The sequence below is a fragment of the Luteimonas endophytica genome, from assembly GCF_029887875.1.
GTDB classification, from domain to species: domain Bacteria; phylum Pseudomonadota; class Gammaproteobacteria; order Xanthomonadales; family Xanthomonadaceae; genus Luteimonas; species Luteimonas endophytica.
Genome location: NZ_JARXRM010000030.1, coordinates 39,624 through 57,328 on the forward strand (window position 1 = coordinate 39,624; position 17,705 = coordinate 57,328).

A 17,705-nucleotide genomic window follows, 5' to 3' on the forward strand; every position below is an offset into this window, starting at 1 on the left:
GGGCGCCGCGCCGGCGATTCGCTTTCGAATGCTTGGTAGCCAGTTCCTCCGAAGCCCGTCAACGCGAGAGCGGAAGACGTGCCGGGGGTGTTGCGCCGACGGGGGAGCGCTACTCGAAGCTGCCGACCGAGTCGTGGGCGAGGTTGTCGAAGCGGGTGTATTCGCCGAAGAACTTCAGCTTGAACGAGCCGGTCGGGCCGTTTCGCTGCTTGCCGATGATGATCTCGGCCAGGCCCTTGTCCGGCGAGTTTTCCTTGTTGTAATACTCGTCGCGATAGATGAACACGATCACGTCCGCATCCTGCTCGATCGCGCCCGACTCGCGCAGGTCCGCCATCACCGGGCGCTTGTCGGTGCGCGACTCCAGCGAGCGGTTGAGCTGCGACAGCGCGATCACCGGGACGTTCAACTCCTTGGCCAGGCCCTTGAGCGAGCGCGAGATCTCGGAGATCTCGGTGGCGCGGTTCTCGCTGTTGCCCGGCACCGCCATCAGCTGCAGATAGTCGATCACGATCAACCCCAGGTCGTGCTCGCGCTTGAGTCGCCGCGACTTGGCGCGCAGCACCTCCGGCGACAGCGCCGGGGTGTCGTCGATGAAGATCCGCGTGTCCTTGATCAGCCGGATCGCGCTGGTCACCCGGCTCCAGTCCTCGTCCTCGAGCTGACCGGTGCGCAGGCGCGTCGCGTTGATGCGCCCGACCGAGGAGATCAGGCGCAGCGCCAGCTGGCTGGCCGACATCTCCATCGAGAACACCGCCACCGCCTTCTTGGTCTTCATCGCCCCGTACTCGGCGATGTTGAGCGCGAACGTGGTCTTGCCCATCGCCGGCCGCGCCGCCAGGATCAGCAGGTCGGTCGGCTGCAGGCCGGCCGTCATCTGGTCGAACTCCTCGTAGCCGGTCGGCAGGCCGGTGATGCCGCCGCCGTTGGCGTAGCGCGTCTGCAGCACGTCGAACGCCTCGGCCATCGCCTTGTTGACCGGGGTGAAGTCGCTACGCCCGCGCGCGCCGGCCTCGGCGATCGCGAACACGGCCTGCTCGGCGCTGGCCAGCAGCTCCTGGCTCTCGCGGCCCTCCGGCTGGAAGCCGTCGTTGACGATGGTGGTGCCGACGTCGATCAGCTGCCGCAGCACCGCCTTGTCGCGGACGATCTCGGCATACGCCTTGATGTTGGCCGCCGAAGCGGTGGTGCTGGCCAGTTCGACCAGGTAGGCGCCACCGGCGACCTGCTCCGCCAGCCCCTGCGACTCGAACCACTCGCCCAGGGTGACGGCGTCGTAGGGCCGGTTCTTCTCGGCCAGTTCGCGGATCGCGCGATAGATCAGCTGGTGGTCACGCCGGTAGAAGTCGTTGTCGACCAGCATGTCGGCGATGCGGTCGTAGGCCTCCGGCGAGAGCATCAGCCCACCGAGGACCGCCTGTTCCGCCTCCACCGATTGCGGCGGCACGCGCAGCTGCTCGATGCGACTGTCGTGGCCGAAGTCGCGGCGCTCTGGACGTGCGGGCATGGTCGGGGACTGCTCCGGTGCGTGCCGTCCGAAGACGGTTAGATGACTGCGGTGGGGCATCGTAGGCGGTCCGGCTGTGGGCGCGCGATGGAACAAGCTGTGGATAACACCGCTTTTCTATCGCCATGGCGTCTCAGCGGGTGCGACCCGACCGGAGGTAGGCGCTGCCGCATGCGCGCCGCCGCAACGAAAACGGGCGCCTCGCGGCGCCCGTCCGTGGTCCCTCCGGCCAGGGCGGCTCAGATCACCGCCGCTTCCGGCTCGATGGCGACCTTGATCGTGGTCTCGACGTCGGCGTGCAGGTGCAGCACGACCTCGTACTCGCCGACGTGGCGGAACGGGCCCTCGCCCATCACCACCTCCGACTTCTCGACCTCGACGCCGGTCTGCGCGGTCAGCGCTTCGGCGATGTCGCGCGGCCCGACCGAGCCGTACAGCTTGCCCTCGGTCGAGGCGTTGACCTTGATGGCCACGCTGGCACCCTCCAGCTTGCCCAGGCGGCCCGCGGCCTCCTCGTGGGCGGCCTTGGCCTTGGCCTCGTACTCCGCGCGGCGGGCCTCGAATTCGGCCAGGTTGGCGGCGGTGGCCGGCGCGGCCTTGCCCTGCGGGACCAGGTAGTTGCGGCCGTAGCCCGGCTTGACCGTGACCTTGTCGCCCAGGTTGCCGAGACTGGCGATCTTCTGCAGCAGGATCAGTTGCATGGTGTGCTCCGTGTTCGTTAGTGGCGCCGCACGGACGGGGCCCGCGGCGCCACAACTTTCAGCTGTCCGAACGGACTGGGCTTCAGACGTTGTGGTTGTCGGTGTACGGGATCAGCGCCAGGAAGCGTGCGCGCTTGACCGCGGTGGCCAGCTGGCGCTGGTAGCGCGACTTGGTACCGGTGATGCGGCTGGGAACGATCTTGCCGTTCTCGGTCAGGTTCTGGCGCAGGGTATTGAGATCCTTGTAATCGATCTCCTTGACGCCCTCGGCGGTGAACTTGCAGAACTTGCGGCGGCGGAAGAACTTGGACATGGTGCGCTCTCCTGGAAGCGTGGTCAGGCGGCTTCGGCGGTGTCGTCGGCCTTGTCGGCCCGGTCGGACTTCTCGGTGTCGCCGGAGGAACCCTCGTCCCCGTCGCGACGGCGGCGCTCGCCGCGCTCGGGCTTGTCGCCCTTGTCGTCCTTGTTCTTCATGATCAGCGACTGCTCGGTCACCGGCTCGTCGCGGCGGATCACCAGATGGCGCAGGATCGCGTCGTTGAAGCGGAAGGTGCCGACGAGCTCGTCGAGCACGTCCTGGCCGGCCTCGATGTTGAACATCACGTAGTGGGCCTTGACCAGGTTGTTGATCGGGTAGGCAAGCTGGCGGCGGCCCCAGTCCTCGAGCCGGTGGACCTTGCCCTCGCCGCCCTCGACCATCGAGGTGTAGCGCTCGATCATCGCGGGCACCTGCTCGCTCTGGTCCGGGTGGACCAGGAACACGATTTCGTAGTGACGCATCGGATTTTCCTTTCGGTTATCGACCGAACGGGCGCGCCCGCTCGGTTCGGACAGCCCCCCGTCGGCCGGGAACCGGGCGCGGTGGGGCAAGGGCTCGCCACGGCCGGGCCGCAGCGAGCCGCGCATTATGGAGGATCAACGACTTGCGGGCAAGCGCCCGGACCGGTCAGGCGGCGCGGTCGGCGGCGGTGGTGAAGCTCTCGCCGCAGCCGCACTCGGCGGCCACGTTGGGGTTGCGGAACCGGAACTGCTGGTTCAGGCCGTCACGGGCGAAATCGATCTCGGTGCCGTCCACCAGCGCGGCGCTGTCGGCGTCGACATAGATGCGCACCCCGTCCTGCTCGCTGACCCGGTCGCCCGGGCGCTGCTCGTGGGCCAGGTCGACCACGTAGCCCCAGCCCGAGCAGCCGGTCCGCTCCACCCCGAAGCGCAGGCCCAGGGCCTGCGGCGAGGCGGCGAGGAAGCTCTTGACGCGTTCGAGTGCGGCGGGGGCGAGATGGATGGCCATGGGGCGATTCTACTCCTCTGACCGGCCGCGCAACGGGCCACGGGGCGAACACTGCGTACCGCGCAGCCGGCCGTTCATGACTTGGGTAAACTGCACGGCTCCGATATCCGTTCATCGAACCCGGAATTCAAGGCATGACGACGGTCAGCGTGGCACAGGCGCTCGCGGGCAAGGTCCCCGAGGGCGGCGAGGTCTCGGTCCGCGGCTGGGTCCGCACCCGCCGCGACTCCAAGGCGGGGCTGAGCTTCGTCAACCTCAGCGACGGCTCCTGCTTCGCGCCGATCCAGGTCGTCGCGCCCGAATCGCTGGCCAACTACGAATCCGAGGTGCGGCGCCTGACCGCCGGCTGCGCGGTGATCGCCCGCGGCACCCTGGTGCGCTCGCAGGGCAAGGGCCAGAGCTTCGAGATCCAGGCCGAGGCGCTGGAGGTGGTGGGCTGGGTCGACGATCCGGAGACCTACCCGATCCAGCCCAAGGCCCATTCGCTGGAGTTCCTGCGCGAAGTGGCGCACCTGCGCCCGCGCACCAACCTGTTCGGCGCGGTCACCCGCATCCGCGACTGCCTGGCCAAGGCGGTGCACCGCTATTTCCACGAGCACGGCTACTACTGGATCAGCACGCCGATCATCACCACCTCCGACGCCGAGGGCGCCGGGCAGATGTTCCGGGTCTCCACCCTGGACCTGGCCAACCTGCCGCTGGGCGAGGACGGCGCGGTGGACTTCTCGCGCGACTTCTTCGGCGGCGAGGCCTTTCTCACCGTCTCCGGCCAGCTCAACGTCGAGGGCTACTGCCTGGCGCTGAGCAAGGTCTACACCTTCGGGCCGACCTTCCGCGCCGAAAACTCCAACACCACCCGCCACCTGGCCGAGTTCTGGATGGTCGAGCCCGAGATCGCCTTCGCCGACCTGGCCGAGAACGCTCGGGTGGCGGAGGAGTTTCTCAAGTACCTGTTCCGCGCGGTGCTGGAGGAGCGCGGCGACGACATGGCATTCATCGCCGAGCGGGTGCAGAAGGATGCCATCACCCGCCTGGAGGCCTTCGTCAACGCGCCGTTCGAGCGCATCGACTACAGCGCCGCGGTGGACCTGCTGCAGAAGTCCGGCCAGAAGTTCGAGTTCCCGGTCGAATGGGGCCTGGACCTTCAGACCGAGCACGAGCGCTGGCTGACCGAGCGCCACGTCGGCCGCCCGGTGGTGGTGACCGACTATCCCGAGCACATCAAGGCGTTCTACATGCGTCTGAACGACGACGGCCGCACCGTGGCGGCGATGGACGTGCTGGCACCGGGGATCGGCGAGATCATCGGCGGCAGCCAGCGCGAGGAGCGCCTCGACGTGCTGGACGCGCGCATGGACCAGTTCGGGCTGGACCGCGAGCACTACGGCTGGTACCGCGACTTCCGCCGCTACGGCACGGTGCCGCACGCCGGCTTCGGGCTCGGTTTCGAACGCCTGGTCGTCTATGTCTGCGGCCTCTCGAACATCCGCGACGCGATTCCCTACCCGCGCGCGCCCGGCCACGCCGAGTTCTGAGCCGTGGTCCTGTTCCTCGCCCTGTGCTTCGTCGGCATCGCCATCGGCGGCGCCTGCGCCTTCGTCATCTTCTGGCCGCTGTCGCTGGTCCACCTGCGCGAGCGCGATCCGGCGCTGCGGGCGCGCCTGGGCGACGGCGCCTTCCTGCGCCCGGCGGCGCTGCGCTGGCTGCTGGCGGGGGGCTACCGCGAGTCCGCCGACCGCCAGTTCACCGGTCTGGCCACGCCGGCGCGGATCGCATTGATGACCGTGCTGTTCGGGCTGGGCATGGCGGGGCTGCTGTGGCTATGGTGGCTGGCATGATCGAGCCCCGAGATCCCGCCTCCCCGGCCACCTACGACGAATGGTGGCTGGCCACCCTCGGCCGCACCGTGGTCTGGGCGCGCCTGCGGGTGCGCGCCGGCGGCACCGCCGAGGTGTTCGACAGCGACGGCAACACCCTGAGCTACGACACCGAGGACAGCGCCCGCGCGGCGCTGCTGGACGCCGAGTTCGCGGCGTTCGATGGTCTCGACCAGGACGACGCGCTCGCGCGCGGCTTCGCCCTGGACGAGCTCGCGCCGCCGCAGGGCGAGTCCGACGAGCAGCTGCGGCCGCGGATGATGCAGCGGCTCGGCGGCCGCGCCTGAGACCCGGCCCGCGCCGTGTACACGCCGCACGCATTCGCCGAATCCGACCTGGCGCAACTCGACCGGCTGGTCGATGCCGACCCCTTCGTCACCCTGGTCACCACCGCCGCCGACGGGCTTCCGTTCGCCTCGCATCTGCCGGTGCTGTACCGGCGCGACGCCGACCGGGTGCTGGTCGAGGGGCACTGGGCGCGTCCCAACCCGCAGGCCGCCGAGGGGCAGGCGCTGCTGATCGTCCACGGCCCCCATGCCTACGTCTCGCCCGGCTGGTATCCGGACAAGGAGCCGGCGGCGCGCGTGCCCACCTGGAACTACGCCGCCGCGCATCTGTACGGCGCGCTCGAGTGCTACGAGGACGACGCGGCGCTGGGCGACCTGGTCCTGCGCCTGAGCGAGCGCTTCGAGGCCCGCGCCGGCAGCGACTGGAGCTTCGACCCGACCGAGCCCCGGTTCGCCGCGCAACTGCGCGGGATCACCGGGTTCCGGTTCCGGCCGAGCCGAGTCGAACTGAAGTTCAAGCTGCACCAGAACCACCCACAGGCCAATCGCGAGGCGGTGGCCACCGAACTGGCGGCCGCCGGCGGCGACGATGCCCGCGCCGTCGCGGCGCTGATGCACGGGCGCCTGCCGGGACGCCCCGCTCCGTAACGCTGCGCCGCCCGGCTGCCTCGGGCTCTGCAGCGCACTCGGCCGACGCACAGGCCCGCGAGTCCGCGCCGCCAGGTTCTCGACCGGGCAGGCTCGGCTTCGCGCGGGCCGCAGACCCGCACTTCGGGGGCGCGCAGCACCCCGGCGCTGCGCTGGTAAGCTGGGATCACCGCCCCACGGCGCCGACGAGGCAGCGCACCCGATGGATCTGGACCTCTCCGGCCGGCATGCCCTGGTGTGCGGCGGCTCCGAAGGCATTGGCCGCGCCGCGGCGCACGAACTGGCCCTGCTCGGCGCCGACGTCACCGTGCTGGCGCGGCGCGCCGGCGCGCTGCGGGCGGTGGCCGAAGCGCTCCCGCGCAACCGCGCGCAGCGCCACGGCTGGCTCGCGGTCGACCTGGCCCACGCCGACGAACTGCGCGCGCAGGCCGGGGCGCTGGCTGCCGAGCGGCCGGTCCAGATCCTGGTCAACAACAGCGGAGGACCGCCGGGCGGACCGGCCCACGGCGCCGATGCGCAAGCCTACCTGGATGCCTTCGGCAAGCACCTGATCGCCGGCCAGACCCTGGTGCAGGCGCTGCTGCCGGGGATGCGCGCCGCCGGGTGGGGCCGGATCGTCAACGTGATCTCCACTTCGGTGCGCGAGCCGATCCCGGGGCTGGGCGTGTCCAACACCGTGCGCGGCGCGGTCGCCGGCTGGGCCAAGACCCTGTCGCGGGAGCTTGCCGCCGATGGCATCACCGTCAACAACGTGCTGCCGGGCTTCACCGAGACCGGCCGCATCGAGCAGATCGTGCGCGACCGCGCCGGCAAGGAAGGCCGCGACGAGGCGGCGGTGCGCGCCGCCATGCAGGCGACCGTCCCCGCTGGCCGCTTCGCGCGCCCGGAGGAAACCGGCGGCGTGATCGCATTCCTGTGCTCGCCCGCGGCCGCCTATGTGAACGGCGTCAGCCTGGCCGTGGACGGGGGGCGGATGCAGTCGATCTGAGGCATGCCCGAAGGTCCCGAAATCCGCCGTGCCGCCGACCGTCTCGCCGCCGCGATGGTGGGCCAGCCGCTGGTGTCGGCCTGGTTCGCATTCCCGGCGCTGAAGCGGCACCAGCGCGCGCTGCGCGGGCGCGTCGTCGCGGCGATCGAGCCCCGCGGCAAGGCGCTGCTGACCCGCTTCGACAACGGCTGGACGCTGTACACGCACAACCAGCTCTACGGCGTCTGGCGGGTGGCCGGCCGCGGCGAACGCCCCGAATCGGGCCGCTCGTTGCGGGTGGCGCTGGAAACCGCAGCGCGTGCGATCCTGCTGTACTCGGCGTCCGACGTGGCGATGTGGAGGACCGCCGAACTGGCCGCCCACCCGTTCCTCGCCCGCATCGGCCCGGACGTGCTCGACCCCGCGCTCGACGCCGCCGCGGTGGAAGCGCGCCTGCGCGATCCGCGCTTCGCCCGCCGCCGGCTGGCCGGGTTGCTGCTGGACCAGGCATTCCTGGCGGGAATGGGCAACTACCTGCGCGCGGAGGTGTTGTTCGAGGCCGGCATCGCCGCCGGGCGCGCGCCGGCAGGCCTCGACCCCGCGGAGCGACGGCGCCTGGCCATCGCGCTGCTGGCGGTGCCGGCGCGCAGCTACCGCACCCGCGGCATCGCCCCCGCCGCAGGCATGCGCGCCGACTACCTCACCGATACCGCGGACGGCTTCCGCTTCCGGGTATTCGACCGCGCCGGCCTGCCCTGCGAGACCTGCGGCACGCCGATCGAGCGCAGCGAGGCCGGCGGCCGGCGCCTGTACTTCTGCCCGCGCTGCCAGGTCTAGCGATCGCGGACCCGGCGCGCTGCGCGGCCGTGGCGGCCAGGTCCCCCGTCCGGGGTGCGCTGGCGCCCGTGTGGCGAACGGCCGGCGCTCCGGTCCCCGGCCACGCGGCCCACACCGCCTGCCACGGTAAGATGCCGCGATGCGACGCTTCGGGCACTTCATCCACGGCGAACAGCGCGAGCCGGCCGGCGGCGGCTGGCTGCCGGTGCACGAGCCGGCGCTCGGCAAGGTCTATGCCGAGGTCGCGGATGGCGACGCGACCGATGTGGACGCCGCGGTCGCCGCAGCCACGGCGGCGTTTCCGGCGTGGGCGGCCCTGCCGAACGACGCGCGCGCGCGCTGGCTCGAACGGTTGGCCGACGCGCTCGAGGCCAGGGCCGACGACTTCGCCCATGCCGAGGCCCGCGACGGGGGCAAACCGTACGCGCTGGCGCGCAAGGTCGAGATTCCGCGCGCGGTCGCCAACCTGCGCTTCTTCGCCCATGCCGCCACCCAGTTCTCCAGCGAATCGCACCACGGCCAGGCCGGGCTCAACTACACCCTGCGCAAGCCGCTGGGGGTGGTGGGGACCATCTCGCCCTGGAACCTGCCGCTGTACCTGCTGACCTGGAAGTTCGCACCGGCGCTGGCCGCGGGCAATGCTGTGGTCGCCAAGCCCTCCGAGGTCACCCCGGCCAGCGCGAGCCTGCTGGGCGAACTGGCGGCCACGATCGGGTTGCCGGCCGGCGTGCTCAACCTGGTCCACGGCAGCGGGCCCGCAGCCGGCGAGGCGATCGTCCGCCACCCCGGGGTGCGCGCGGTCTCCTTCACCGGCAGCACCGCGGTGGGCCAGCGCATCGCCGGGATCGCGGGACCATCGCTGAAGAAGCTGTCGCTGGAACTGGGCGGCAAGAATCCGACCCTGGTGTTCGCCGACAGCGACTGGCGCGCGCAGCTGGAACAACTGCTGCGCTCGGCGTTCCAGAATTCCGGGCAGATCTGCCTGTGCGGCTCCCGGATCCTGGTGGAGCGGAGCATCTACGGGGCCTTCCGCGAGGCGTTCGTCGAGGGCGCGCTGGCGCTGCGGGCCGGCGATCCGATGGACCCGGACGCCCGCCTCGGCCCGCTGGTGTCCCAGGCGCATTTCGACAAGGTGATGGCGGCGATCGCCCGGGCGCGCGACGAGGGCGCCACCGTGCTCTGCGGCGGCGTGGCGCTGCAGCGGCCGGGCTGGTTCGTCGCGCCGACGGTGATCGAGGGCCTCGGCCCGGACTGCGCGACCAACCGCGAGGAGATCTTCGGGCCGGTCGTCACCCTGCAGCCGTTCGACGACGATCACCACGCGCTGGCGCTGGCCAATGCCGGCGACTACGGCCTGGCCGCATCGGTCTGGACCCGCGACCTGGCGCGCGCCCACCGCATGGGCGCCGAACTGCGCGCTGGGGTGGTCTGGATCAACACCTGGCTGATGCGCGACCTGCGCACCCCGTTCGGCGGCATGGGCCGCTCCGGGCTGGGCCGCGAGGGCGGCCTGGAAGCGATGCGCTTCTTCACCGAGCCGCGCAACGTCTGCATCGCCGTCTGACTTCCACAACTGGAATCCCTATGTACCGCCTGCATGAACTGCTCGAACGCAACCGCACCTGGGCCTCCCGCGTCGAGGCCGAAGACCCCGGCTTCTTCGCGCGGCTGTCGAAGATCCAGAAACCCAAGTACCTGTGGATCGGCTGCTCGGATTCGCGCGTGCCGGCCAATCAGATCATCGACATGAGCCCCGGCGAAGTCTTCGTGCACCGCAACGTCGCCAACGTGGTGGTGCACACCGATCTCAACTGCCTGTCGGTGATCCAGTTCGGGATCGACGTGCTGGAGGTGGAGCACATCCTGGTGGTCGGCCACTACGGTTGCGCCGGGGTGGGCGCGGCGCTCGATGGCCGCCGCGTCGGCCTGGCCGACAACTGGATCCGGCACGTCAAGGACGTCAAGCACAAGCACCGCGCCATCATCGAGGCCATCGACGAGGAGGAGGTCCGCCATGACCGCCTGTGCGAACTCAACGCGCTGGAGCAGATGATCAACGTCTGCGAATCCACCGTGGTCGGCGAGGCCTGGGCGCGCGGCCAGAAGCTGGCAGTGCACGCCTGGGTGTATTCGCTGCGAGATGGACGGGTGCACGACCTGGGGCTTTCCATCGACAGCCCCGCTGCGCTCTGCGAGCAGTACGAGCCCGCGCTGGAGCGGATCCGCGCCGACCGCGAGGATCGCTGAAATGACCGGTCGCTCGATCCGCACCGGCACCGCCCCCGCCCCGGTCGGCAGCTATCCGCACGCGCGCCGGGTCGGCGAGCTGCTGTTCCTGTCCGGGATCGGACCGCGCGACCCCGCCACCGGGGCGATCCGCGGCAACGTCACCGATGCGCGGGGTCGGCTGACCAGCTACGACATCGACGCCCAGGCCCGCACGGTGTTCGCCAACGTGCGCGCGGTGCTCGAGGCGAGCGGCGCGCGCTGGGAGGATCTGGTCGACGTCACCGTGTACCTCACCGACATGGCCCACGATTTCCCCGCCTACAACGCGGTCTGGGCCGAACACTTCCCGGATCCGGACACCGCCCCCTGCCGCACCACCGTCGGCATCGACGCCCTGCCGACCCCCATTGCGATAGAGTTGAAGTGCGTGGCGGCGCTGCCGCCGCAGCGCTCCCGGTCCGACGATTGATCCAGCGAGGCGACCCGACATGCTCCCGGCACCGATCAACCTGCAGGCCTGGATCGACGAAAACCGGCACCTGCTCAAGCCTCCCGTCGGCAACAAGTGCATCCACGACGGCGACTTCATCGTCATGGTGGTCGGCGGGCCGAACCAGCGCACCGACTACCACTGGGACGAGGGCCCGGAGTGGTTCCACCAGCTCGAGGGCGAGATGACCCTGCGCGTCCAGGAGGACGGCAAGCCGCGCGACATCCCGATCCGCGCCGGCGAAACCTTCCTGTTGCCGCCGTGCATCCCGCATTCGCCTCAGCGCGGCCCGGATTCGGTGGGCCTGGTGATCGAGCGCAAGCGCCTGCCGCACGAGCAGGACGGCCTGATGTGGTATTGCGAGCGCTGCAACCACCAGCTCTACGAGGAGTTCTTCTCGCTGCAGGACATCGAACGGGACCTGCCGCCGGTGTTCGACCGCTTCTACGCCTCCGACGAGCTGCGCACCTGTGACGCCTGCGGGCACCTGAACCCGGCGCCGGCGAAATACGGCTGAGCCGCGCTCCCGCCCGGCTCCGGTAGAATGCCGGCGTGCTCAAGATCGACATCCATGCCCACTATCTGCCGCGCGAGTGGCCGGACCTGGCCGCCAAGTACGGCGATGCCCGGTTCCCGGTGATCCACCACACCAGCGACGGCCGCCACCGCATCTACAAGGACGGGCGCTTCTTTCGCGAGATCTGGTCGAAGACCTGGGATGCGCAGGAGCGTATCGACGACTACGCCAGGTTCGGCGTGCAGGTGCAGGTGATCAGCACCGTGCCGGTGATGTTCAGCTACTGGGCGAAGGCCAACCAGGCCCTGGAGCTGCACCAGGCGCTCAACGACCACATGGCGCGGACCTGCCGCGACTTCCCGCGCCACTACGCCGGCATCGGCACCGTCCCGCTGCAGTCGCCGCGGCTGGCGATCCAGGAGCTGGAACGCTGCATGGACCAGCTCGGCCTGCAGGGCGTGCAGATCGGCTCGCACATCCAGCGCTCGGCCGACGAGCACTGGAACCTCGACGCGCCGGAGCTGTTTGCGTTCTTCGAGGCCGCCGCCGACCTCGGCGCCGCGGTGCTGGTACACCCCTGGGACATGATGGGCACCGACACCATGCCCAAGTACTGGCTGCCCTGGCTGGTCGGCATGCCCGCAGAGCAGTCCCGCGCCGCCTGCTGCCTGGTGTTCGGCGGGGTGCTGGAGCGGCTGCCGAAGCTGAAGATCTGCATGGCCCACGGCGGCGGCAGCTTCCCCTACACCATCGGCAGGATCGAGCACGGCTTCCGCATGCGCCCGGACCTGGTGGCGACCGACAACCCCGGCAATCCGCGCGGCTATCTGCGGCAGCTGTACTTCGATTCATGGGTCGCGGACCCGCGCGCGCTGCGCTACCTGCTCGATACCTGCGGCACCGACCGGGTGATGCTCGGCACCGACTATCCGTTCCCGCTCGGCGAACAGACCCCCGGTGCCGGCATCGCCGAGCTCGACCTCGACGCCACCTCGCAGGCGCGGCTGTACCACGGCACCGCGCTGGAATGGCTGGACCTGCCGCTGTCGCGATTCTCATGACCGCAGCCGTTCCCACCGCCGGGCGCCGCCGCGTCCGACCACCGGCATCGGCCCGCCTCGACGGCCCGCCCGCGACCCTGCCCGGAATGCCATGACCGACCCCTGCTCCGCCGAGTACGCCGCCGCCCTGGACCGGGCCGATCCGTTGCGCGAGCTGCGCGGGCAATTCCACGTGCCGCTGCAGGGCGGCGCCGAGCAGGCCTATTTCTGCGGCAACTCGCTCGGCCTGCAGCCGCGCGGTGCGCGCGCCTACGTCGAGGAGGTGCTGGACAAGTGGGCGATGGAGGCGGTCGAGGGCCATTTCCGCGGCCATGCGCAGTGGATGCCTTACCACGAGCTGGTCTGCGAGGCGCTGGCGGGCGTGGTCGGCGCGCAGCCGGCCGAGGTGGTGGCGATGAACTCGCTGACCGCCAACCTGCACCTGATGCTGGTCAGCTTCTACCGCCCCACCCGCGAGCGCCCGGCGATCCTGATGGAGGCCGGCGCGTTCCCGTCCGACCGCCATGCGCTCGAATCCCAACTGCGCTTCCACGGCTTCGATCCCGCCACCGACCTGATCGAGCTGGAGGCCGACGAGCCCGGCGGCACGATCTCGATGGCGGCGATCGAGCGCGCCATCGCCGAGCACGGCCCGCGCCTGGCGCTGGTGCTGTGGCCGGGGGTGCAGTACCGCACCGGCCAGGCCTTCGAGCTTGCGGAGATCGTCCGCCTGGGCCACGGCGCCGGCGCGGTGGTCGGTTTCGACCTGGCCCACGCCGCCGGCAACCTGCCGCTGGCGCTGCACGACTGCGGCGCGGATTTCGCGGTCTGGTGCCACTACAAGTACATGAATTCCGGGCCCGGCGCGGTGGCCGGCTGTTTCGTCCACGCGCGCCATGCGCACACCGAACGGCCGCGGTTCGCGGGCTGGTGGGGCCACGAGAAGGCCACCCGCTTCCGCATGGGCCCCGAATTCGTGCCGACGCCCGGCGCCGAGGGCTGGCAGCTGAGCAACCCGCCGATCCTGGCGATGGCGCCGCTGCGCGCCTCGCTCGAACTGTTCGGCCGCGCCGGAATGCCGGCGCTGCGCGAGAAGTCGCTGCGCTTGACCGGCTACCTGGAGACCCTGATCGACGCGCGCCTGTCGGGCGTACTCGAGGTCGCCACCCCGCGCGAGCCCGGGCGCCGCGGCTGCCAGCTCTCGCTGCGGGTTCGCGATGGCCGCGATGCCGGCCGCGCCCTGTTCGAGCACCTGTCGGCCAGCGGCGTGATCGGGGACTGGCGCGAGCCCGACGTGATCCGCATCGCCCCGGCCCCGCTCTACAACAACCACGCCGACGTGCTGCGCTTCGCGGGCACGGTCGAGGCCTGGGCGGCGGCATGAGCCAGGCACCGATGGAACGCGGCGAATGAACGCCGCGCAGCCGCGTTCGCTGACGATCGTCGGCGCCGGCCTGGCCGGCGCGCTGCTGGCGATCCTGCTGGCGCGCGACGGCTGGCGCGTGGACGTCTACGAAAAGCGCGGCGACCCGCGTGTCCGTGGCTACGCCGGCGGGCGCTCGATCAACCTGGCCCTGGCCGAACGCGGTCGCCACGCCCTGGAGCGAGCCGGGGCGGAGGCCGCGGTGATGCGCCAGGCGGTGATGATGCGCGGTCGCATGGTGCACTTCGCCGACGGCCGCACCGAACTGCAGCGCTACGGCCGCGACGATTCCGAGGTGATCTGGTCGGTGCACCGCGGCGATCTCAACCTCACCCTGATCGGGCTGGCCGAGGCGGCCGGGGCGCGCCTGCATTTCGACCGGCGCCTGGACGCGGTGGACTTCGAAGCGGGCAGCGCGCGCTTCGTCGACGAGCGCGACGGCACCTGCGCACAGATCGGGTTCGCCGCGCTGGTCGGCGCCGACGGCGCGGGCTCGGCGGTGCGCTCGGCGATGCAGCGTGCCACCGACCTCGGCGAACGCGTCGAGCCGCTCGGCCATGGCTACCGCGAGCTCGAGATCCCGCCCGCCGCCGACGGCGGCTTCCGCATCGAACCGAACGCGCTGCACATCTGGCCGCGCGGCGGCTACATGTGCATCGCCCTGCCCAACGACGAGCGCACCTTCACCGTCACCCTGTTCATGCCGAACCACGGCGATCCTGGCTTCGACTCGGTGCGCACTCCCGAACAGGCCCGGGCCCTGTTCGCACGGGACTTCACCGACGCGCTCCCCCTGATCCCCGACCTGGAGGCCGACTGGGCCGCCAACCCGGCCGGGACCCTCGCCACCCTCTATCTGGAGCGCTGGCACCTGGACCGGCGCGCGGTACTGATCGGCGACGCCGCGCACGCCATGGTGCCGTTCCACGGGCAGGGCATGAACTGTGCATTCGAGGACTGCGTGGAACTGGCGCAGCGGCTCCGCGGCGAGGCGCCGCTCGAGGACGTCTTCGCCGGGTTCCAGGCCGCCCGGCAGCCCAACGCGCTGGCGATCCAGCAGATGGCGCTGGAGAACTATCGCGAGATGCGCGACCGCGTCGACGACAGCGACTACCTGCTGCAGCGCGCGCTCGAATTGGAACTGCAGCAGCGCCACCCCGGCCGGTTCGTGCCCCGCTACGCGATGGTCAGCTTCATGCGCATCCCCTACGCGCTGGCGCTGGAACGCAGCCGCCGCCAGCACGCGATCCTGGAACGGGCGACCTACGGCCTCGATTCCCTCGACCGGGTCGACCGCGGCGCGCTCGACGCCGAGATCCGCGCGCAGCTCGCGCCGCTGGAGCAGGGCTGATGGGCGCCAGCTTCCTGTTCTACGATCTGGAAACCTTCGGCAGCGATCCGCGCCGCACCCGCATCGCCCAGTTCGCCGCGATCCGCACCGACGAGGCGCTGAACGAGCTGGAGGCGCCGATCGAGTTCCTGGTGCGCCCCGCCGACGACCTGCTGCCCACCCCGGCCGCCAGCATGGTCACCGGCATCGCCCCGCAGGATGCCCTGCGCGACGGGGTCGGCGAGGCCGAAGCGTTCGCCCGGATCCACGAGGCGATGTCGCGGCCGCGCACCTGCTGCGTCGGCTACAACTCGCTGCGGTTCGACGACGAGTTCATCCGCTGCGGGCTGTACCGGAACTTCTACGACCCGTACGAGCGGGAATGGCGCGGCGGCAATTCGCGCTGGGACCTGCTCGACGTGATGCGCCTGGCCTACGCGCTGCGGCCCGATGGCGTCGCCTGGCCCAGGCGCGAGGACGGCGCCTGTTCGTTCAAGCTCGAGCACCTGGCCACCGTCAACGGGGTGCGCACCGGCGACGCCCACGAGGCGTTGTCGGACGTGCGCGCCCTGATCGGGCTGGCACGGCGGCTGAGGGTGGCGCAGCCGCGGCTGTGGGACTACGCCCTGCGGCTGCGCGACAAGCGTCACGCCGCCGGCCTGCTCGACACCATCGCGATGCAGCCCGTGCTGCACGTGTCCCAGCGCTATCCCGCCACGCGCATGTGCGCCGCCCCGGTGCTGCCGCTGGCGCGGCATCCGCGCATCGACAACCGGGTGATCGTGTTCGACCTCGGCACCGATCCGCGGCCGCTGCTCGAGCTGGAGCCGGACGAGATCGCCGACCGGCTCTACACGCCGACCGCCGACCTGCCGCCCGGCGAGTCGCGCGTCGCACTGAAGGAGATCCACCTCAACCGCTGCCCCGCCGTCGTGGCCTGGCATCATCTCACCCACGCAGACATCGAGCGGCTCGGCATCGACCGCGGCCAGGCGACGGAGCGGGCGGCACTGTTGCGCGAGGCCGGGCCGGCGCTGGCCGAGAAGATCCGTGCGGTCTACGCCCGCGAGGCCGCCCGCGAACCGGCGGACGCCGATGCGGCGCTGTACGACGGCTTCATCGGCGAAGCCGACCGCCGCCGCATGGCCGAGGTGCGCGGCACCCCACCCGAGGCGCTGTCCGCGCGCGCGTTCGGCTTCCAGGACCCGCGCCTGCCCGAGCTGCTGTTCCGCTACCGCGCGCGCAACTGGCCGCAAACCCTCGACGCCGCCGAGCAGGAGCGATGGAACGCGTACCGGCGCCAGCGCCTGGCGGAGGGCAGCGGGCTCTCCGAGCTGTCCCTGCCCGAGTTCTTCGGCGAGATCATCGCACTGCGCGCCACCCACTCCGGCGACGGCGCGCGCCTGGCGCTGCTCGACCGTCTCGAGGCCTGGGGCCGCGAACTGGCCGCGGAGCTGGGCCCATGACGGCCTACTTCTGCGAGCGCTCCTTCCGCTTCCTCCGCTCGCTGGCGCGGCACAACGAGCGCGCCTGGTTCCAGGCGCGCAAGGCGGACTACGAGGCGCACGTTCGCGAGCCGTTCCGGCGCCTGCTGGTCGACCTGCAACCCGATGTGCTGGCGGTCAGCCCGCACTACCGTTCGGACCCGAAACCGGTCGGCGGCTCGCTGTTCCGGATCCATCGCGATACCCGCTTCGCCAACGACAAGACCCCCTACAAGACCTGGCAGGGTGCGCGCCTGTTCCACGAACGCAGCCGCGAGACCGCGGCGCCGTCCTGGTACCTGCACCTGCAGCCCGGCGCCTGCTTCATCGCCGCGGGCATCTGGCACCCAGAGCCGCCGGTGCTGCGCCGGATCCGCCAATTCGTGGTCGACAACCCCGCCGGCTGGGCGCGCGCCGCGCACGCACCGGCGTTCCGCCGCCGCTACCGGCTCTCCGAAGGCGAGATGCTGGTGCGCCCGCCGCGCGGGTTCGACCCCGGGTTCGAGTACGTCGACGACCTGCGCCGGCGCAACTTCGTCGCCCTGCGCGATATCGACGACGCCGTCATGACCGGCCCGCGCCTGCGCAGCGTGCTGGCGCGCGACCTGAAAGCGATGGCACCGTTCATGGACTACCTGTGCGCAGCGCTCGACCTGGAGTTCTGAGGCGACCGCTCGACGCGCCGCCCTCACCAACGCGGCGGCCGCCTGCAGGAGCGGCCCATGGCCGCGAAAGCCCGCGAGGGGCGAACGCGAAAAACGCTGCCCACGCGCGTCGCGTGATGGCCCGGCGGTTGCCTCTGGCGCGCCGGCGACGGGCCATGCCGCGCGGCGCGCGCTCGCAACGAATGCGAGGATCCCCGGGTTTCGGAGCCGGCGGCGCCGGACCGGGGGACTTGCCGGCGGAGTCGGGCCATCCATCTTGAGCGCCAGGCACGGCTCATGACCCGCGCAGCCAAACTGGTGCTCGATTGGGAAGCCGGTGCGTCGGCTTCGGAACCAGCGGCGCCCGGGCCGGGGGAGGCTCCCCGGCGGAGCCGGGCCATCCATGGCCCGATCCGCCGCCGCAGACCATCCATGG

At 71.2% G+C, this 17,705-nt stretch carries 20 protein-coding genes; 15 read left to right on the forward strand and 5 right to left on the reverse strand.

Annotated features, from left to right (window positions below; translation table 11 throughout):
* Positions 1-109: 109 nt before the first annotated feature.
* The 5 genes from QFW77_RS09210 to QFW77_RS09230 form a co-directional block, all read right to left on the reverse strand.
* A complete protein-coding gene (locus QFW77_RS09210; RefSeq protein WP_280574277.1) occupies positions 110-1,507 on the reverse strand; it encodes a replicative DNA helicase in 1,398 nt (465 codons plus the stop codon).
* A gap of 239 nt (positions 1,508-1,746) precedes the next feature.
* Complete coding sequence (gene rplI / locus QFW77_RS09215; protein ID WP_280574278.1) at positions 1,747-2,208, reverse strand: 50S ribosomal protein L9; 462 nt, start codon at positions 2,206-2,208, stop codon at positions 1,747-1,749.
* 82 nt (positions 2,209-2,290) lie between these two features.
* Positions 2,291-2,521: a 30S ribosomal protein S18 gene (gene rpsR / locus QFW77_RS09220; RefSeq protein WP_096208774.1), complete on the reverse strand. Its 231-nt coding sequence runs from the start codon at positions 2,519-2,521 to the stop codon at positions 2,291-2,293.
* Between the two features lie 23 nt (positions 2,522-2,544).
* Positions 2,545-2,988, reverse strand: coding sequence for a 30S ribosomal protein S6 (rpsF, locus tag QFW77_RS09225; protein ID WP_280574280.1), 444 nt, complete (start codon positions 2,986-2,988; stop codon positions 2,545-2,547).
* A 166-nt stretch (positions 2,989-3,154) separates the two neighbouring features.
* Positions 3,155-3,496 (reverse strand): HesB/IscA family protein, encoded by a 342-nt coding sequence (locus QFW77_RS09230; protein ID WP_280574282.1) that lies wholly within the window; start codon positions 3,494-3,496, stop codon positions 3,155-3,157.
* Between the two features lie 134 nt (positions 3,497-3,630).
* On the opposite strand from QFW77_RS09230, the gene asnS reads away from it, so the two are divergent.
* The 15 genes from asnS (at position 3,631) to QFW77_RS09305 (ending at position 17,290) form a co-directional block, all read left to right on the forward strand.
* Complete coding sequence (gene asnS / locus QFW77_RS09235; RefSeq protein ID WP_280574283.1) at positions 3,631-5,031, forward strand: asparagine--tRNA ligase; 1,401 nt, start codon at positions 3,631-3,633, stop codon at positions 5,029-5,031.
* A gap of 3 nt (positions 5,032-5,034) precedes the next feature.
* Positions 5,035-5,334, forward strand: a complete 300-nt coding sequence (locus QFW77_RS09240) for a hypothetical protein (RefSeq protein ID WP_280574284.1) — start codon at positions 5,035-5,037, stop codon at positions 5,332-5,334.
* Complete coding sequence (locus tag QFW77_RS09245) at positions 5,331-5,660, forward strand: hypothetical protein (protein WP_280574285.1); 330 nt, start codon at positions 5,331-5,333, stop codon at positions 5,658-5,660. The genes QFW77_RS09240 and QFW77_RS09245 overlap by 4 nt, the downstream gene beginning before the upstream one ends.
* 15 nt (positions 5,661-5,675) lie before the next feature.
* A complete protein-coding gene (locus QFW77_RS09250; protein ID WP_280574286.1) occupies positions 5,676-6,308 on the forward strand; it encodes an FMN-binding negative transcriptional regulator in 633 nt (210 codons plus the stop codon).
* A 202-nt stretch (positions 6,309-6,510) separates the two neighbouring features.
* The gene (locus tag QFW77_RS09255; RefSeq protein ID WP_280574287.1) at positions 6,511-7,296 is read left to right on the forward strand and encodes an SDR family oxidoreductase; all 786 of its coding nucleotides are present in this window, start codon (positions 6,511-6,513) and stop codon (positions 7,294-7,296) included.
* A 3-nt stretch (positions 7,297-7,299) separates the two neighbouring features.
* Complete coding sequence (gene nei, locus QFW77_RS09260; protein WP_280574288.1) at positions 7,300-8,112, forward strand: endonuclease VIII; 813 nt, start codon at positions 7,300-7,302, stop codon at positions 8,110-8,112.
* A gap of 139 nt (positions 8,113-8,251) precedes the next feature.
* Entirely contained in the window at positions 8,252-9,676 is a 1,425-nt protein-coding gene (locus QFW77_RS09265) for an aldehyde dehydrogenase (RefSeq protein ID WP_280574289.1), read from the forward strand.
* Positions 9,677-9,696: 20 nt separating this feature from the next.
* On the forward strand, positions 9,697-10,359 hold the full coding sequence (gene can, locus QFW77_RS09270) for a carbonate dehydratase (protein ID WP_280574290.1): 663 nt from the start codon (positions 9,697-9,699) through the stop codon (positions 10,357-10,359).
* 1 nt (position 10,360) lies between these two features.
* Entirely contained in the window at positions 10,361-10,810 is a 450-nt protein-coding gene (locus tag QFW77_RS09275; RefSeq protein WP_280574291.1) for a RidA family protein, read from the forward strand.
* Positions 10,811-10,829: 19 nt separating this feature from the next.
* A complete protein-coding gene (locus QFW77_RS09280; RefSeq protein WP_280574292.1) occupies positions 10,830-11,348 on the forward strand; it encodes a 3-hydroxyanthranilate 3,4-dioxygenase in 519 nt (172 codons plus the stop codon).
* A 35-nt stretch (positions 11,349-11,383) separates the two neighbouring features.
* Positions 11,384-12,409 carry an amidohydrolase family protein gene (locus QFW77_RS09285; protein ID WP_280574293.1) on the forward strand — a complete coding sequence of 342 codons (1,026 nt, stop codon included), beginning with the start codon at positions 11,384-11,386 and terminating at the stop codon, positions 12,407-12,409.
* A 91-nt stretch (positions 12,410-12,500) separates the two neighbouring features.
* Positions 12,501-13,772, forward strand: a complete 1,272-nt coding sequence (kynU, locus tag QFW77_RS09290; protein WP_280574295.1) for a kynureninase — start codon at positions 12,501-12,503, stop codon at positions 13,770-13,772.
* Between the two features lie 25 nt (positions 13,773-13,797).
* Positions 13,798-15,162 (forward strand): FAD-dependent oxidoreductase, encoded by a 1,365-nt coding sequence (locus tag QFW77_RS09295; protein WP_280574296.1) that lies wholly within the window; start codon positions 13,798-13,800, stop codon positions 15,160-15,162.
* On the forward strand, positions 15,162-16,607 hold the full coding sequence (sbcB, locus tag QFW77_RS09300; protein ID WP_280574297.1) for an exodeoxyribonuclease I: 1,446 nt from the start codon (positions 15,162-15,164) through the stop codon (positions 16,605-16,607). The genes QFW77_RS09295 and sbcB overlap by 1 nt, the downstream gene beginning before the upstream one ends.
* Positions 16,604-17,290 carry a DUF2461 domain-containing protein gene (locus tag QFW77_RS09305; protein WP_280574298.1) on the forward strand — a complete coding sequence of 229 codons (687 nt, stop codon included), beginning with the start codon at positions 16,604-16,606 and terminating at the stop codon, positions 17,288-17,290. The genes sbcB and QFW77_RS09305 overlap by 4 nt, the downstream gene beginning before the upstream one ends.
* Positions 17,291-17,705: the final 415 nt, after the last annotated feature.

What these genes read in the sequence shown, in the direction of transcription:
- kynU (WP_280574295.1), top strand. Translation starts at nt 12,501, where the DNA reads ATGACCGACCCCTGCTCCGCCGAGTACGCCGCCGCCCTGGACCGGGCC.
- nei (WP_280574288.1), top strand. Translation starts at nt 7,300, where the DNA reads ATGCCCGAAGGTCCCGAAATCCGCCGTGCCGCCGACCGTCTCGCCGCC.
- rplI (WP_280574278.1), bottom strand. Translation starts at nt 2,208, where the DNA reads ATGCAACTGATCCTGCTGCAGAAGATCGCCAGTCTCGGCAACCTGGGC.
- QFW77_RS09275 (WP_280574291.1), top strand. Translation starts at nt 10,361, where the DNA reads ATGACCGGTCGCTCGATCCGCACCGGCACCGCCCCCGCCCCGGTCGGC.
- QFW77_RS09295 (WP_280574296.1), top strand. Translation starts at nt 13,798, where the DNA reads ATGAACGCCGCGCAGCCGCGTTCGCTGACGATCGTCGGCGCCGGCCTG.
- QFW77_RS09305 (WP_280574298.1), top strand. Translation starts at nt 16,604, where the DNA reads ATGACGGCCTACTTCTGCGAGCGCTCCTTCCGCTTCCTCCGCTCGCTG.
- QFW77_RS09280 (WP_280574292.1), top strand. Translation starts at nt 10,830, where the DNA reads ATGCTCCCGGCACCGATCAACCTGCAGGCCTGGATCGACGAAAACCGG.
- rpsF (WP_280574280.1), bottom strand. Translation starts at nt 2,988, where the DNA reads ATGCGTCACTACGAAATCGTGTTCCTGGTCCACCCGGACCAGAGCGAG.
- QFW77_RS09230 (WP_280574282.1), bottom strand. Translation starts at nt 3,496, where the DNA reads ATGGCCATCCATCTCGCCCCCGCCGCACTCGAACGCGTCAAGAGCTTC.
- rpsR (WP_096208774.1), bottom strand. Translation starts at nt 2,521, where the DNA reads ATGTCCAAGTTCTTCCGCCGCCGCAAGTTCTGCAAGTTCACCGCCGAG.
- asnS (WP_280574283.1), top strand. Translation starts at nt 3,631, where the DNA reads ATGACGACGGTCAGCGTGGCACAGGCGCTCGCGGGCAAGGTCCCCGAG.
- can (WP_280574290.1), top strand. Translation starts at nt 9,697, where the DNA reads ATGTACCGCCTGCATGAACTGCTCGAACGCAACCGCACCTGGGCCTCC.
- sbcB (WP_280574297.1), top strand. Translation starts at nt 15,162, where the DNA reads ATGGGCGCCAGCTTCCTGTTCTACGATCTGGAAACCTTCGGCAGCGAT.
- QFW77_RS09245 (WP_280574285.1), top strand. Translation starts at nt 5,331, where the DNA reads ATGATCGAGCCCCGAGATCCCGCCTCCCCGGCCACCTACGACGAATGG.
- QFW77_RS09265 (WP_280574289.1), top strand. Translation starts at nt 8,252, where the DNA reads ATGCGACGCTTCGGGCACTTCATCCACGGCGAACAGCGCGAGCCGGCC.
- QFW77_RS09210 (WP_280574277.1), bottom strand. Translation starts at nt 1,507, where the DNA reads ATGCCCGCACGTCCAGAGCGCCGCGACTTCGGCCACGACAGTCGCATC.
- QFW77_RS09255 (WP_280574287.1), top strand. Translation starts at nt 6,511, where the DNA reads ATGGATCTGGACCTCTCCGGCCGGCATGCCCTGGTGTGCGGCGGCTCC.